This window comes from Flavipsychrobacter sp., from assembly GCA_041392855.1.
Classification (GTDB): Bacteria; Bacteroidota; Bacteroidia; order Chitinophagales; family Chitinophagaceae; genus UBA5543.
Genome location: JAWKLD010000001.1, coordinates 2716230 through 2730502 on the forward strand (window position 1 = coordinate 2716230; position 14273 = coordinate 2730502).

Below are 14273 nucleotides of genomic sequence, written 5' to 3' on the forward strand. Positions count from 1 at the left end.
ATGATGTTTCATATATGTTTTACAAACCCAAAGGCTTGGGAGATATCATATCAAAAAGGTGTATATGGTAATGTTGAAGGTGAAAATGATCAAGAACAAACTTTATGGGGAAAGGTAGCGGACTTGCTTGCAATAAAGAAAGGTGATTATGTATTCTTTTATATAAAGAAATCTATGGTCTTAGCTGGATTATTTGAAGTAACCTCAGAGCCATATTACTGTGAAGATTACCTATTTGAAGATGAAACTCAATGCTATCCTTTTAGGTTTAATTTTAAGGAGGTATCTGCATATAAAAAATATATTCCAGTATCAGAATTAGCTAAGTTAATACAGATGGGCAACCTGTTTTCTATAAGTACATTTGAAAGAGATGCTAATGCAACATTTAGAGGAATCAGACAAATTACAAGTCTTGAAGCAGATAATCTGAAAAAAATACTGTTAAGATATAATCCAAAAGTAAATACTGATGATGTAAAAACTTATGAAGAGATATCTGTATCTGATACACTATTAGAAGCAAGAGAACTTATTTCTAGGAAAGAAGAAGGTGAAACGTTTGAAACTCCTACTGCGCTTAAACTAACTCTTATACCTACTAAGTTAAAAAGAGTAAGGGATAATTATTATATCTCAAAATATGAAAATGCTTTACAAGGTTATATTTACTATTGCATTAAAAGAAACTTAAAGAATATCATTAGCGATCTGGATTTGAATAATAGTATACAATGGCTTCTTGAAGCACCAATATTACATACCCAGCAATTTAGATCAGATATATTATGCTTATATAATGAGATTAATGAAGCGCCACACTTTTATTCAATTATTGAGATTAAAAGAGACCAAAAAATTACTATTAGTGACCTTTCTCAATTAATTGGCTACATGAAAGCATATGCAGATTTAAAAAAGATACCATTTAGTAGCATTGAAGGTATATATATATCGAATAAATTCGAAGAAGGTGTCACTAATTACTTGAAAAGTAGAAAAGATACAGAAAACGAAAACCCGATTAGATTAATAGAGTATTCTACAAATGAAGAAGGTGTAGTGACTTTTGAAGAGTTATTTGTTGAGGTTTAGTTTAAAAGTTGTATATTTGCTATAGTAATTATAGCCTGTATGCACCTATCTCACCAGCATTTTTTAAGTACCATTTGTTACTGCCTTGTAACAAGGCGTAACATTTCTTCCCGTAAGTGGTTGGCTACCAGCCGTAACATTTCACAGCATACTTTATCTGTAACAATTCGTAACATTTTGGGCACAAAAAAATCCCCACCACACGGGCAGGGATTAAAATGTATTGTTACTAAGATGTATTACATATTTCTACGGTACTGTCCACCTACGTCAAATAGGGCTTTAGTGATTTGCCCTAGTGAACAATACTTCACGGTATCTATCAGCTTTTCAAAAACATTACCGTTGCTAATGGCTACTTGTTGTAGTTCTTTTAGCTTTTGTTCGCCAATATCACCCGAGCGCTTCCACAAGTTCTGTACCGTCTCTATTTGGAATTCTTTTTCTTCTGTTGTAGAGCGGATCACTTCTCCTGGTCTTACTGTAGGAGAGCCCTTACTACTCAAGAATGTGTTTACACCAATGATCGGGAATTCACCTGTATGTTTCAGTGTTTCATAATACAAGCTTTCCTCCTGTATCTTACCACGCTGATACATGGTTTCCATAGCACCCAATACACCACCACGTTCTGTAATACGATCGAACTCGGTAAGTACGGCTTCCTCAACAAGGTCAGTCAGCTCCTCTATGATGAACGAACCTTGCAGTGGATTCTCATTCTTAGCCAAGCCAAGCTCTTTATTGATGATCAGTTGTATTGCCATAGCACGACGAACGCTCTCTTCCGTAGGCGTTGTGATGGCCTCGTCATAAGCGTTGGTGTGCAGTGAGTTACAGTTGTCGTATATCGCGTATAGTGCTTGTAGTGTAGTACGTATATCGTTGAAGTCTATCTCCTGTGCGTGTAGCGAACGACCTGATGTTTGAATATGATACTTCAACATTTGAGAACGTTCATTACCACCATATTTGTTCTTCATGGCTTTAGCCCATATACGGCGCGCCACACGGCCAATAACACTGTATTCTGGATCTATACCATTGCTAAAGAAGAAGGATAGGTTTGGTGCAAAATCATTGATGTCCATTCCTCTACTCAAGTAGTACTCTACAAATGTAAAGCCATTACTTAGCGTGAATGCCAATTGAGAAATAGGGTTAGCTCCTGCCTCTGCTATGTGGTAGCCACTAATAGAAACGGAATAGAAATTACGAACACCATTGTCAATGAAGTACTGTTGTACGTCACCCATCACACGTAGGCTAAACTCTGTAGAGAAGATACAAGTGTTTTGTGCTTGGTCCTCTTTAAGTATGTCTGCTTGTACGGTACCACGTACTTGTTTCAGTGTTTCTTCTTTGATCTTAGCATATACATCGGCAGGTAGTACTTGGTCGCCCGTAACGCCTAGTAGCATCAATCCAAGACCATCGTTACCTTGAGGTAACTCGCCTACTTTGGCATCGCTAAATGTAGAAGAGTTGTAGGTTGGTCGTTTAGCGCCTTTCTCTTTATATATAGCTTCTATCTTCTTGTTTACTTCCTCTTCCAGTCCATTTTCTTTGATGTATATTTCACACTCTTGGTCTATGGCTGCATTCATAAAGAAGGCGGTAATAGTTGGTGCAGGACCGTTAATGGTCATAGATACCGATGTCTTAGGGTCTGCTAAACGGAAGCCACTGTACAGCTTCTTTGCATCGTCTAAGCAGCAAACACTCACACCAGAGTTACCTACTTTACCATATATATCAGGGCGGTGGTCAGGGTCTTGCCCATATAATGTCACACTATCAAAAGCAGTACTCAAACGTTTGGCAGGCATACCTAGTGATACATAGTGGAAACGCTTGTTGGTACGCTCTGGTCCACCCTCTCCTGCAAACATACGTGTTGGGTCTTCACCCTCACGCTTGAATGGATAGATACCAGCTGCATAAGGGAACTCTCCAGGGAAGTTCTCACTCAACGCCCATTGTAGTATCTCGCCCCAAGCTTCAAACCTTGGTACGGCTACTTTAGGTATCTGTGTATGAGAAAGCGACTCTGTATGTGTTTTTATCTTTAGCTCTTTATTACGCACCTTGAAGGTGTAGAATTCGTCTTGATATTTCTTCTTCTTCTCATCCCATCCCTCGATTAGTATTCTATTCTTAGGGTCAAGATCTATTTCAGTTTTGCTATATACTTCCTGTAGTGTTTTAATCAAACGGTCTTTATCTTCTACATCACCGTTTTGCAATGTTTCTATAGTCTTGGTAATACCGAATAGCTTTTGGGCAATGGCTGCTTGGTCTTTTACCCATTTGTCGTAGCTACGGTTATTCTCTGATATTTCACTTAGGTAACGAGTACGGTTTGGTGGGATGATATATATCTTCTCACTCATCTCGTTGCTTATCTCAAAAGTAGACTTTAAGTCAGCATTGGTACGCTCTGCTATCAAATCCATAAGGGATTTGTACATGGTATTGGTGCCCGGGTCGTTGAACTGTGATGCGATAGTGCCATATACCGGCATATCATCAGGTTGTTTATCAAACAACTTATGGTTGCGTTGATATTGTTTCTTTACATCGCGTAGTGCATCCATTGCACCGCGTTTGTCAAATTTGTTGACTACAACTATATCAGCGAAATCAAGCATGTCTATCTTCTCCAATTGAGTTGCTGCACCATATTCTGGTGTCATTACATACATGCTCAGGTCGCAATAGTCAGTTATTTGTGTATCACTTTGTCCTATGCCCGATGTTTCTAGTATAATAAGGTCGTATTTTGCTGCTTTAAGCACATTTACCGCATCCATGATATGCTTAGACACGGCAAGGTTGCTTTGGCGTGTAGCCATAGAGCGCATATATACACGATCGTTACGTATGGCATTCATACGGATACGGTCGCCAAGTAGTGCACCTCCTGTCTTACGTTTAGAAGGATCTACGGATATAATACCGATGTTCTTATCTTCAAAATCGAGTAAGAAACGGCGAACCAGTTCATCTACCAAAGAGCTTTTACCAGCACCACCTGTACCGGTAATACCCAATATAGGTGTGGTAGACTTAGCAGCATCTGCTTCTACTTTTTTAAGTATAGCCTGCGTTTCTGGTAAGTCATGAAAGTTTTCAGCTGCTGATATTACTCTTGCGATGTCTTTTGGAGTTTTATCTGCTAGGTGACCAGCCTCTCCATTAAGTTGGTTGCCTGTTGGGAAATCACTGGTTTTAATAAGGTCGTCGATCATGCCCTGCAACCCCATCTCACGGCCATCATCCGGAGAATAGATACGCGTGATGCCGTAATTGTGTAATTCCTCTATCTCTTCGGGTAAAATAACACCACCACCGCCACCAAAAAGTTTGATGTGTCCACAGCCTTGCTCTTTAAGTAGATCGTACATGTATTTAAAATACTCTACGTGCCCACCCTGATAGGAGGTGATAGCAATAGCATTTGCATCTTCTTGTATAGCACATTGTACAATTTCCTGTACACTTCTATCGTGACCAAGATGTATCACTTCCACACCTGTGCTCTGCATTACACGACGCATGATGTTAATAGCAGCATCGTGCCCATCAAAAAGTGACGCAGCAGTTACAATACGAACTTTATTCTTAGGAGTATATGACATATTTTTATTTTAATAGCCGATCTCTAGTTATACCAACAAAGAAACGGGGCTGTAAAGTTACAAAATGAACTACAATGGCTATATTTTTTTAAAATGTTATAATCAATAACAATGTGTTCTGTTTCAGCCCATTTTGTAAAGGTTTCGAGCTTAATTATTTGTGCATTGTTCTTTGCTCTGTCATCCAATGCTCAAGAAGCAGTTCAAGTAAAACTTGTTGATGGAATAACCCAAGAACCTATTGAAAAAGTACAGCTGATAACGAAAGGAGCTAATATCTTGTATTCTGATAAGAATGGGGTGTTAGGCATACCTAATAGTTTGATTATCAATAACTCTTATTTTTTACTGTATAAAGAAGGCTATCAGCCAGATACACTCAAGACCAGTAAATTGCCTGAAGAGCTATACCTATATCCATTACAAAGACTATTGGGAGAAGCCGTAATTACCAGTAAAAAGTCGCATATAGTTTTAAAAAGGGGTAGGGAGTACATGTTTGATTATGCCTTTGTAGGGGATAATATCCTTATTGCTTCACGTTCTGGTAAAGGCCATAAACTAAGCTTGGTAGATAATAATGGTCATGTTTTAATGGAAAATAAGGATGCCTTAAGCTTTAAAGAGTTGTATAAAAGTAGTGTTGGTGTGCTTTATTTGGTCACTTCTTATGGAATACATCGTATAACATTTGACCATGCCACAAAAGAAATAAAAATTGGGGAGCAACAATCACTAAGAACCTTGGCACAGTTGAAGGACTGTGTACTTTATAATAATGATGTTTATTACTACAAATTCGTCGATAAAGAGTTGCATTCGATATCGTTTCGTTTATCGAGAAGGGGGGATACGCAATTAGTATCTTTTAGAGAAAGTTGGCAAAAAGAGGACCTGTTTGATATTGTAGACGGCAAGAGCCAAGTACAACAGTATGTAGCACAAGGCAATCTTCAAGCTGCAAAAATGTTATCGAACGTGATAGAGCTAACGGATAAAAACTCATTTAAAAGAATTAATACGCCGCTGTTTTTAAGGAAAGAAGCATTATTGATATTCGATTTTGATAATGGCTATTTGAACTTTTATTCTTTAAATGGTGTCTTTTTAAAAAGGTGCCCGTTACAATTTGACTACGATGATCTAAGGATAAAAGAAATAATGCAAGATGCTATAACAGGCAAGATATATGCTTATAGAGTTAAGCAGGAACATCAAATATTGTTGGAGATAGATGTAGAAAAGGGTAGCTTTTCAAAGCAAGGTGTGCGGTTGGAAAAACCATTTGCGCAAAAGGTGACTGTAAGAGGAGGTAATATTTACTACTTATGGAGCAACGAAAGACAGAAGGGTAAACAACAGTTATATATTCAAACCAATAGTATTAAATAATAAAGCCTCGAATATTTCGAGGCTTTATTATTATAAGTTATAGTGAAGACTATTCGTCGTCATCGTCTTGATTGCTGTCAATCTTCATTGGGCGAAGATCATCGCTTGGGTTGCCTGCACCTTTCTTGCAACATCCGCTACCTCCGCCAAAGTTGTAAGAGATACCGAAGTTCATTTGCTGCCAGAAAGTAAGATCAAAGCTGCTAGTTTTAGAAGTAGTAGTTGGAGCACCAGCTACACCAGGAACGTCTGTAGATACAGTACGATATTGTAAACCACCAAATGAGAAGTTAAGTGCCATACCGTCTTTAACGTGCATTTGTAATGCAGGGAACAAACGAGCTTGGAAACCAGTAAACTCACCATTGATAACACGTGGTGCTGTAGTAGTAGTACCAGGAGTTACAGTAGTTTTAGCGTCAGTAGTATTTTTACCAGCTAGGTAGCTAGCATCAATTTGATCGTATAAAGTGAATAGCTTGCTGATCTTCATACCATAACGGAAGAAAACACCTGCTTGCCACTCGTTAGATCTTGTAATAGTTTCAGTGGTAGTAGTCACGTTTAATACAGTAGCGCTAGTATTGGCAGTATTCTTCATGTTCATGAAACCACCTTGTATACCTACAGTGATATTGTCAGTGAATTGGTAACCAACACCAGGGTTGATGTTCCAGTTGAATTGTTTTGTTTCGTTTCCGCCACCGTTGTCATTCTTAGTAGTGTGTATGCCAGCAGTACCGTAAGCTAAAATACTTCCTTTTTGAGCATCAGCAGTATTTACTACAGCTACAGCTAGAAGTCCTAGAATTAACTTTTTCATATTATTCGTGCGTTTAAGTTTAATTGTATGACAAATGTATAGTCTAATCTTATTAAATGCAATAGTTATACAATATTTAAAATTAGTATATTATTTAAACCAAGAGCTATACATAACGTAGTTATTAGCAATCCTTTCCACCTCTCCTTGCAGTAATTCTTGGCTGATATCCTTTACTTTTTTGGCAGGTACGCCTGCAAAAATACTACCCGGAGGTACTTTTGTGTTTTCCAGCACTACAGCACCAGCCGCTATGATGCTGCCGCTACCTATGGTTACATTATCCATAACAATGGCTCCCATACCTATTAGCACGTTATCTTCTACAGTACAGCCATGTACAATGGCATTGTGGCCAATAGATACATTATTTCCTAATGTCACTTTGGTCTTTTCGTAAGTACAATGTATACAAGCGCCATCTTGTATATTTACTTTATTACCCATGCGTATGCTGTTCACATCTCCACGCACCACAGCATTAAACCATACGCTGCACTCCTCCCCCATCACAACATCGCCCACAACAGTTGCATTTTCAGCTATATAGCAGCCTTCGGGTATTTGTGGCATAACGCCTTTTACGGGTAATATTACCGGCATGTCAACTTATTTTTTGAAGATATTGTATTTCAAAATGCAATAAATAGCCCTAAAACCATCTTTCCATCCTATTTTCTTGCCTTCTTCGTAGGTGCGCCCATAATAGGAGATGCCTACCTCATAGATGCGAATTTTAGGTACTCGAGATACTTTGGCAGTAACTTCCGGTTCGAAACCAAAGCGTTTTTCCTCCAATTTCAGGCTTTGTACGATCTCTCTTTTAAAGAGTTTATAACAGGTCTCCATATCGCTCAAGTTGAGGTTGGTAAACATGTTAGACAAGAAAGTAAGCATGCCGTTACCTATCGAATGCCAGAAAAACAATATACGATGTGGGTTGCCGCCCATAAAGCGCGAGCCATACACCACATCAGCAAACCCGTTTACTATTGGCTTAAGCAATACATTATATTCCTGAGGGTCGTACTCTAGATCGGCATCTTGTATGATAACATAGTCACCTGTGGCTTTATTGATACCCGTATGTAAAGCTGCGCCTTTTCCTTGGTTTACCTCATGCTTATAATAACTAATAGGTAAATCGGTATTAGCATCCTTATAGGCTAATATGGCTTCTTCAGTATTGTCTTTAGAGCAATCATTAACAATAATTACTTCTTTACTTATACCATCGATAAGATCGACCTCCTTCACCTTATCCAAAATGTGATGAATGGTAGGACCTTCGTTATAGGCCGGTATTACAATAGAGAGTACTTTGCTCATTAGTAGTGGTAATAAGGGTGCAAAATACAATGATTTATAGAATATGCACTTGTTTTCCCCATTTACTATTCTGTTCTATTATATAATGCTGCAGTACCCTAACTTTGTATACAGCCTAAACAGGCTATTGCTAATTCTGAATATTCTTTTTTATGCAAGCATATCTTGACCTTTTACAGCATATTTTAGACACAGGTACTCAAAAAGAGGACCGTACAGGTACTGGTACTATAAGTTGTTTTGGCTATCAGATGCGCTTCAATCTACAAGAGGGTTTTCCTGTTATCACTACGAAGAAGCTACACCTCAAATCAATCATCCATGAGTTGTTATGGTTTTTGAAGGGGGATACGAATATTAAGTACTTAAAAGATAATGGTGTACGTATATGGGATGAATGGGCGGATGAAAATGGAGATCTAGGTCCTGTATATGGTCATCAATGGCGTAGCTGGGCTGGTGCGGATGGTTCTACTTACGACCAGATCAAACAAGCTATTGACCTAATAAAAAATAATCCTGATAGCAGGCGCATCATAGTAAATGCTTGGAATGTGGGAGATCTGCCTAAAATGGCATTAAGCCCTTGCCATGCTTTATTTCAGTTTTATGTAGCAGATGGCAAGTTGAGCTGTCAATTATACCAGCGTAGTGCCGATGTGTTTTTAGGTGTTCCTTTCAATATAGCATCTTATGCTTTGCTAACCATGATGCTGGCGCAAGTATGCGATCTGGAACTGGGAGATTTTGTACACACGTTTGGTGACGTACATTTGTATAGCAACCATATTGAGCAAGCAAAGCTTCAACTAACACGTAAGCCTTATGCATTGCCTACTATGAAGTTGAACCCTGAAGTAAAAGATTTGTTTGACTTTAAGTATGAAGATTTCACTTTAGAGAATTACGAAAGTCATCCACATATAAAAGCTGCAGTAGCAGTATAAGGTTTAAGAATGATATTAGCTGCAATTGTTGCCAAAGATGAAAATAATGCCATAGGTAAGGATAATACATTGCCTTGGCAATTGCCAGACGATTTGAAGTTCTTTATGAGAACAACAATGGGTAAGCCAGTACTGATGGGTAGAAATACATTTGACTCTTTAGGTAAGCCATTGAAAGGGAGATTGAATATAGTATTGTCTTCACAAAAGGATCTGGAACTTCCTGAAGGTGTATTGCTTTTTCATAGTTTGGAAGAAGGAATTAAAAGATTGGAAGAAGAAGGTACAGAAGAGGCGTTTATCATAGGAGGCGGGAAAGTGTATGAACAATCATTTCCATTGCTAGATAGGTTATACCTTACCAAAGTGCATACTACTATTGATGGAGCAATGGTATACTTTCCTGAAGTAGACGAAAAAGAGTGGGCGCTGAAATGGGAAGAGCACCATGAGGCAGATGAGAAACATCAGTTCTCTTTTACTTTTCAACAATTGGATAGAATAAAATAAATGTAATTGTTATGGGCTTACATTCTATTCAAGAATTCATTAAGTATAAAAGATTGTCAAAGGAAAGGCAAGGGGTTCATTCTCCTTTTTTATACAGCCTTATTGAGAATGTACTCCGTGGTAAGTCTGCAAAATCACTTACGGATAGATTGATCGATTTTTTTGATGATGAAAATGTACTACAGCTTACAGAAAAATATCCGGCACACTGGGAAGAGGCCTATGGTGTTTTGCTAAAGGATATGAGACAACGAACTGTGATCGTTATTCCATCAATACACAAGTCAGAACATCATACTGCTGCATGGAATAGGTTGAGAAACCGATCGGAAGTGCGGATGAGTATAGATCTATACAATCACGGTTTACTCTTTTACCGCGAAGATTTTAGAGAAAAGAAGCACTACACTTTAAAATATCCATATTAAAAAAGCCCTACTAATTAGTAGGGCTTTTTTGGTGGCTTAACTGCCAAAGCTTTTCATCATATTGCTTAGCGGATCATCTTCGTCATTACCATCATCTTTCAAAAAATTGTCTACAATTTCGTGCATCATCGGCGGTAGTTTCGATTGGATGAATTCCTTCACTGTTTGTATAGACTTTACTGCTTGTTCTTCAGTAAGTCCCGCTTCTGCTTTTAATTGATCTATTAATTGTTGCATTTATAGTGGTTTATGCTGCTTTTAAGTATTCCAGTTTGTTAGAGCCTTCCAGCTTTTCTTTTGCGTACTCAAGCGTAAGGTGGAAGATCTCATCCTTGTTTTCTTGAGAAGGTAATTCGTACATGGCATCTGTAAGGATCATCTCACAAATTGCTCTAAGACCACGACCTCCTAGTTTGAATTCGATAGCCTTATCAACCATATATGTTAATGCCTCATCGTCTACTACAAGTTTGATGTCTTCGTATTCAAACAATTTAGTGTATTGTTTGATGAGTGCATTTTTAGGTTCTGTAAGGATACGTTTCAATGCCACAGGGTCTAGTGGGTTCAAGTAGGTAACAATTGGCAAACGACCTAATAACTCAGGTATCAAACCAAATGTACGCAAGTCCTGAGCATTGACGTATTGTAACAAATTGCTCCGGTCTAGCGAGTCGGTAGCTTTGATCGCATTGTAACCAATAGCGGAAGTTTGTACTCTTCTTGCTATCATCTTATCAATACCTTCAAAAGCACCACCGCATATGAACAGGATATTCTGTGTGTTTACTTTTACCATTTTCTGTTCAGGGTGTTTACGACCGCCTTGTGGTGGTACTAACACTTCAGAACCTTCCAATAGTTTCAGCATAGCTTGCTGTACCCCTTCGCCGCTTACATCTCTTGTGATTGAAGGGTTGTCGTTTTTACGACCTATTTTATCTATCTCGTCTATATATACAATACCGTTTTGCGCTGCTTCAATATCATAATCGCAGCTTTGTAATAGTCTTGATAAAATACTTTCAACATCTTCGCCTACATAACCCGCCTCTGTAAATATGGTAGCATCTACGATGGCAAAAGGCACTTGTAGCATTCTGGCTATGGTCTTAGCTATAAGTGTTTTACCAGTACCTGTTTCTCCCACCATGATAATGTTCGATTTCTCGATCTCCACATCGTCTTGCTTGGGTTGCAACAGTCGCTTGTAGTGGTTGTATAGCGCAACAGACATCACCTTTTTAGCATCGTCCTGACCTATAACGTATTGATCGAGAAACTCTTTCATTTCTTTTGGTTTCAATACTTTATGTTTTTTGAGGTCGTTTTTGTCGCTTTTTTTCTGCTGCCCTTCATTCATGGTTTCATGAAGCAGATGATGGGCATTTTCTATGCATTGGTCGCAGATATTACCTTTTATACCTGTAAACAGGATATTTACGTCACTTTCTACGCGATCGCAAAAGGAACACTTACGCTCGTTTTGTTTAGCCATACTCTAGTCAAAAATAAATATAGACGGCAAAGGTACAAAGAAAGCAAGTAATAGCATTTTTCTATTTCCTTTTATTGAGCAAGACAATCTGCTAGGCTATTATGTATCTTGCATATTCTATGTCGTTGATCGCTAGCACAAGACGGGAAGAAGAAGCGCGTTTTGCAGATGTGATTCTGCCTTTAAGTCTATCAAAGTCACTTACTTATGGTATTCCTGTAGATTTACAGAGGGCTATAGTAGCGGGTATGCGTGTAGAGGTGTCATTGGGTAAAAACAAGCTGTACTCTGCAATTGTAAAGCGGCTACACAACGAGCAGCCCGAGGGGTACCAGGTAAAACCGATTCGAAGCATTATTGACGAGCAGCCTATAATTACTGATAAACAGTTACAGTTCTGGGACTGGATAGCAGAGTATTATATGGCTACCCCGGGTGAGGTGATGCAAGCCGCCCTACCAGCACACCTGAAGCTAATGAACGAAACTCGGATCATGTGGTCACCACAACATGAGGATGTGGTGTATGAGTGGAGTGATGAGGCATTTGTAGTAGTAGAGGAGCTGGAGCAAAAAAATGAACTGACCATAAGTGAGCTGAGAAGTATGGTAGGGGCTAGGCATTTTACCAAAGTGCTAGGTGAGCTGCTGGAGCAAGAAGTGATAGTAGTAAGGGATGAGCTGGAGGAAGTATATAAGACCAAGAAAGAACGAATAGTAACATTAGCTAAGACGTATAGAGCGGAGGAAAAGCTTCATGAACTGTTTGACACACTATCGCGCGCACCAAAGCAGCTAGAACTATTGATGGCTTATGTGGAGCTATCGGTGAAATTTGGTGCGGTAAGGCAAATAGAACTACTGGATAGGTCGGGTGCAAGTGCACAACAGATAAAGGCGCTAGCCGATAAGGGTATATTCATTATATCAGAAGTAGCGGTAGACAGACTTGGGGTTAACAAGCAACAAGAAGCACAAGAAGTTATATTTACAGAAGCACAACAGGAAGCTTTTGAGTATATAGAAAAAGAGTTTGAAGAGAAGAATGTAGTACTGTTGGAAGGGGTAACAGGTAGCGGTAAGACGCTATTATACATCAATAAAATAAAGGAATGTATAGCTCAGGGTAAGCAGGCAATATTGTTATTACCCGAAATAGGCTTAACAACGCAACTCATGACAAGGCTCTATGCCTACTTTGGAGAAGAGTTAGGCGTTTACCATTCCCGATTTAGTAATAATGAGCGCGTAGAGATATGGGAGAAGGTAAGGCGAGGGGACTATAAAGTTGTAGTAGGGCCACGCTCGGCACTATGGCTGCCATATGAAGAGCTGGGTTTGATAATAGTAGATGAGGAGCACGATATATCTTATAAGCAAAAAGACCCGGCACCTCGTTTTCATGCTAGAGATGCAGCTATTTATTTAGCAGCATTACACAATGCTAAGGTGCTTTTAGGAACGGCCACACCGTCTATTGAAAGCATGTATAATGCCAAAGCAGGTAAGTATGGATATGTAACACTCCAAGAAAGGTATCTGGGGGTAAACATGCCTGTAATAGAAATGATAGATACTAAATCTTTGGCTGCCTACAAAAAGCAAGGTATCAACCTTATAACACCAGAGCTGTTTGAAGCAATTAGCAAAACGCTAGATGCAGGCAAGCAGGTAATTCTTTTCCAAAATAGGAGAGGCTATGCCCCTTTTCAGCTATGTACCGTATGTGGTTGGGTGCCGCAGTGTAAAAACTGTGCAGTATCACTTACCTATCATAAAAGTACGGATAAGCTGCACTGCCACTATTGTGGGTTGAGATATGCGCTGGTGCACAACTGCCCCTCTTGTGGTAGCAATCGTTTGCAGAGTAAAACTTTTGGTACTGAAAAAATAGAAGAAGAAGTAAGGCAGCTATTCCCTAAGGCAAAGACTGCACGAATGGATGTGGACACTATGCGTGGTAAAGACAACTATTCACGTTTGATGCAAGAGATGGCCAAGCAGAAGGTGGATGTGTTGATAGGTACGCAGATGGTGGTAAAAGGGCTGGATTTCTCTAATGTTTCTCTTGTTGGTATTCTAAGTGCTGATAGTTTACTCAGCTATCCCGACTTTAGAGTTAATGAGCGGGCTTTCCAACTAATGGAACAAGTAAGCGGTAGGGCAGGAAGAACTGATGGAGTAGGTGTTGTATTGATACAAGCACATAATATAGCACACCCTGTACTGGCTTGGGTGAAGGCACATAATGTAGCTGCCTTTTATAATCATGAGATACAGTATCGCCAACATTTTCATTATCCCCCCTTTGTGCGGTTGATCAAGGTGACGTTTAAACACAGGGATGAAGTAAAGGCCATAGTTGCTGCTGCAGATATGGCTAAAGAGCTGAATTTATTAGATACCATTATGGTGCAAGGTCCGGTTGCAGCACTAGTGCCAAGAGTGCGTAACCAATACATACAAGAGGTATGGATAAAATGTCCACGAGATGCAAAAGTGATCAAGGAAACAAAAGCTTTTGTTGTTGCAGAGCGAAACCGTATCACAAGCCAGCGTGGCAACTCTTTGGTACATATACTTTTTGATGTAGACCCATTGTCTTAAAATA

At 39.1% G+C, this 14273-nt stretch carries 12 protein-coding genes; 6 read left to right on the forward strand and 6 right to left on the reverse strand.

Translation table 11 applies throughout. The features are described 5' to 3' along the window. Nucleotides 1-1095 carry an EVE domain-containing protein gene (locus R2800_12525; GenBank protein ID MEZ5017874.1) on the forward strand — a complete coding sequence of 365 codons (1095 nt, stop codon included), beginning with the start codon at nucleotides 1-3 and terminating at the stop codon, nucleotides 1093-1095. A 239-nt stretch (nucleotides 1096-1334) separates the two neighbouring features. Here the strand turns inward: R2800_12525 and R2800_12530 are convergent, their stop codons facing one another. Then, entirely contained in the window at nucleotides 1335-4736 is a 3402-nt protein-coding gene (locus R2800_12530) for a methylmalonyl-CoA mutase family protein (protein MEZ5017875.1), read from the reverse strand. A gap of 111 nt (nucleotides 4737-4847) precedes the next feature. Here R2800_12530 and R2800_12535 point away from each other — a divergent pair, with 111 nt between their 5' ends. Then, nucleotides 4848-6128 (forward strand): hypothetical protein, encoded by a 1281-nt coding sequence (locus R2800_12535; GenBank protein ID MEZ5017876.1) that lies wholly within the window; start codon nucleotides 4848-4850, stop codon nucleotides 6126-6128. 49 nt (nucleotides 6129-6177) lie between these two features. On the opposite strand, the gene R2800_12540 is transcribed toward R2800_12535, so the two are convergent. From R2800_12540 to R2800_12550, 3 genes are all read right to left on the reverse strand, one after another. Next, a complete protein-coding gene (locus R2800_12540) occupies nucleotides 6178-6951 on the reverse strand; it encodes a hypothetical protein (protein ID MEZ5017877.1) in 774 nt (257 codons plus the stop codon). Between the two features lie 90 nt (nucleotides 6952-7041). After that, the gene (locus R2800_12545; protein ID MEZ5017878.1) at nucleotides 7042-7554 is read right to left on the reverse strand and encodes a gamma carbonic anhydrase family protein; all 513 of its coding nucleotides are present in this window, start codon (nucleotides 7552-7554) and stop codon (nucleotides 7042-7044) included. 6 nt (nucleotides 7555-7560) lie between these two features. Continuing rightward, nucleotides 7561-8280: a glycosyltransferase family 2 protein gene (locus R2800_12550; GenBank protein MEZ5017879.1), complete on the reverse strand. Its 720-nt coding sequence runs from the start codon at nucleotides 8278-8280 to the stop codon at nucleotides 7561-7563. A 152-nt stretch (nucleotides 8281-8432) separates the two neighbouring features. Between R2800_12550 and R2800_12555 the strand changes: the two genes are divergently transcribed. The 3 genes from R2800_12555 to R2800_12565 are packed head-to-tail and all read left to right on the forward strand — an operon-like array spanning nucleotide 8433 to nucleotide 10165. Then, nucleotides 8433-9227 (forward strand): thymidylate synthase, encoded by a 795-nt coding sequence (locus tag R2800_12555; protein MEZ5017880.1) that lies wholly within the window; start codon nucleotides 8433-8435, stop codon nucleotides 9225-9227. A gap of 9 nt (nucleotides 9228-9236) precedes the next feature. Then, nucleotides 9237-9737 (forward strand): dihydrofolate reductase, encoded by a 501-nt coding sequence (locus tag R2800_12560; GenBank protein MEZ5017881.1) that lies wholly within the window; start codon nucleotides 9237-9239, stop codon nucleotides 9735-9737. A gap of 11 nt (nucleotides 9738-9748) precedes the next feature. After that, nucleotides 9749-10165 (forward strand): hypothetical protein, encoded by a 417-nt coding sequence (locus R2800_12565; protein MEZ5017882.1) that lies wholly within the window; start codon nucleotides 9749-9751, stop codon nucleotides 10163-10165. A gap of 36 nt (nucleotides 10166-10201) precedes the next feature. Here R2800_12565 and R2800_12570 read toward each other — a convergent pair whose 3' ends face one another. Both R2800_12570 and clpX read right to left on the reverse strand, forming a co-directional pair. After that, nucleotides 10202-10402, reverse strand: coding sequence for a hypothetical protein (locus R2800_12570; GenBank protein ID MEZ5017883.1), 201 nt, complete (start codon nucleotides 10400-10402; stop codon nucleotides 10202-10204). 10 nt (nucleotides 10403-10412) lie between these two features. Then, the gene (clpX, locus tag R2800_12575) at nucleotides 10413-11663 is read right to left on the reverse strand and encodes an ATP-dependent Clp protease ATP-binding subunit ClpX (GenBank protein ID MEZ5017884.1); all 1251 of its coding nucleotides are present in this window, start codon (nucleotides 11661-11663) and stop codon (nucleotides 10413-10415) included. Between the two features lie 119 nt (nucleotides 11664-11782). On the opposite strand from clpX, the gene priA reads away from it, so the two are divergent. After that, the gene (priA, locus tag R2800_12580; protein MEZ5017885.1) at nucleotides 11783-14269 is read left to right on the forward strand and encodes a primosomal protein N'; all 2487 of its coding nucleotides are present in this window, start codon (nucleotides 11783-11785) and stop codon (nucleotides 14267-14269) included. Nucleotides 14270-14273: the final 4 nt, after the last annotated feature.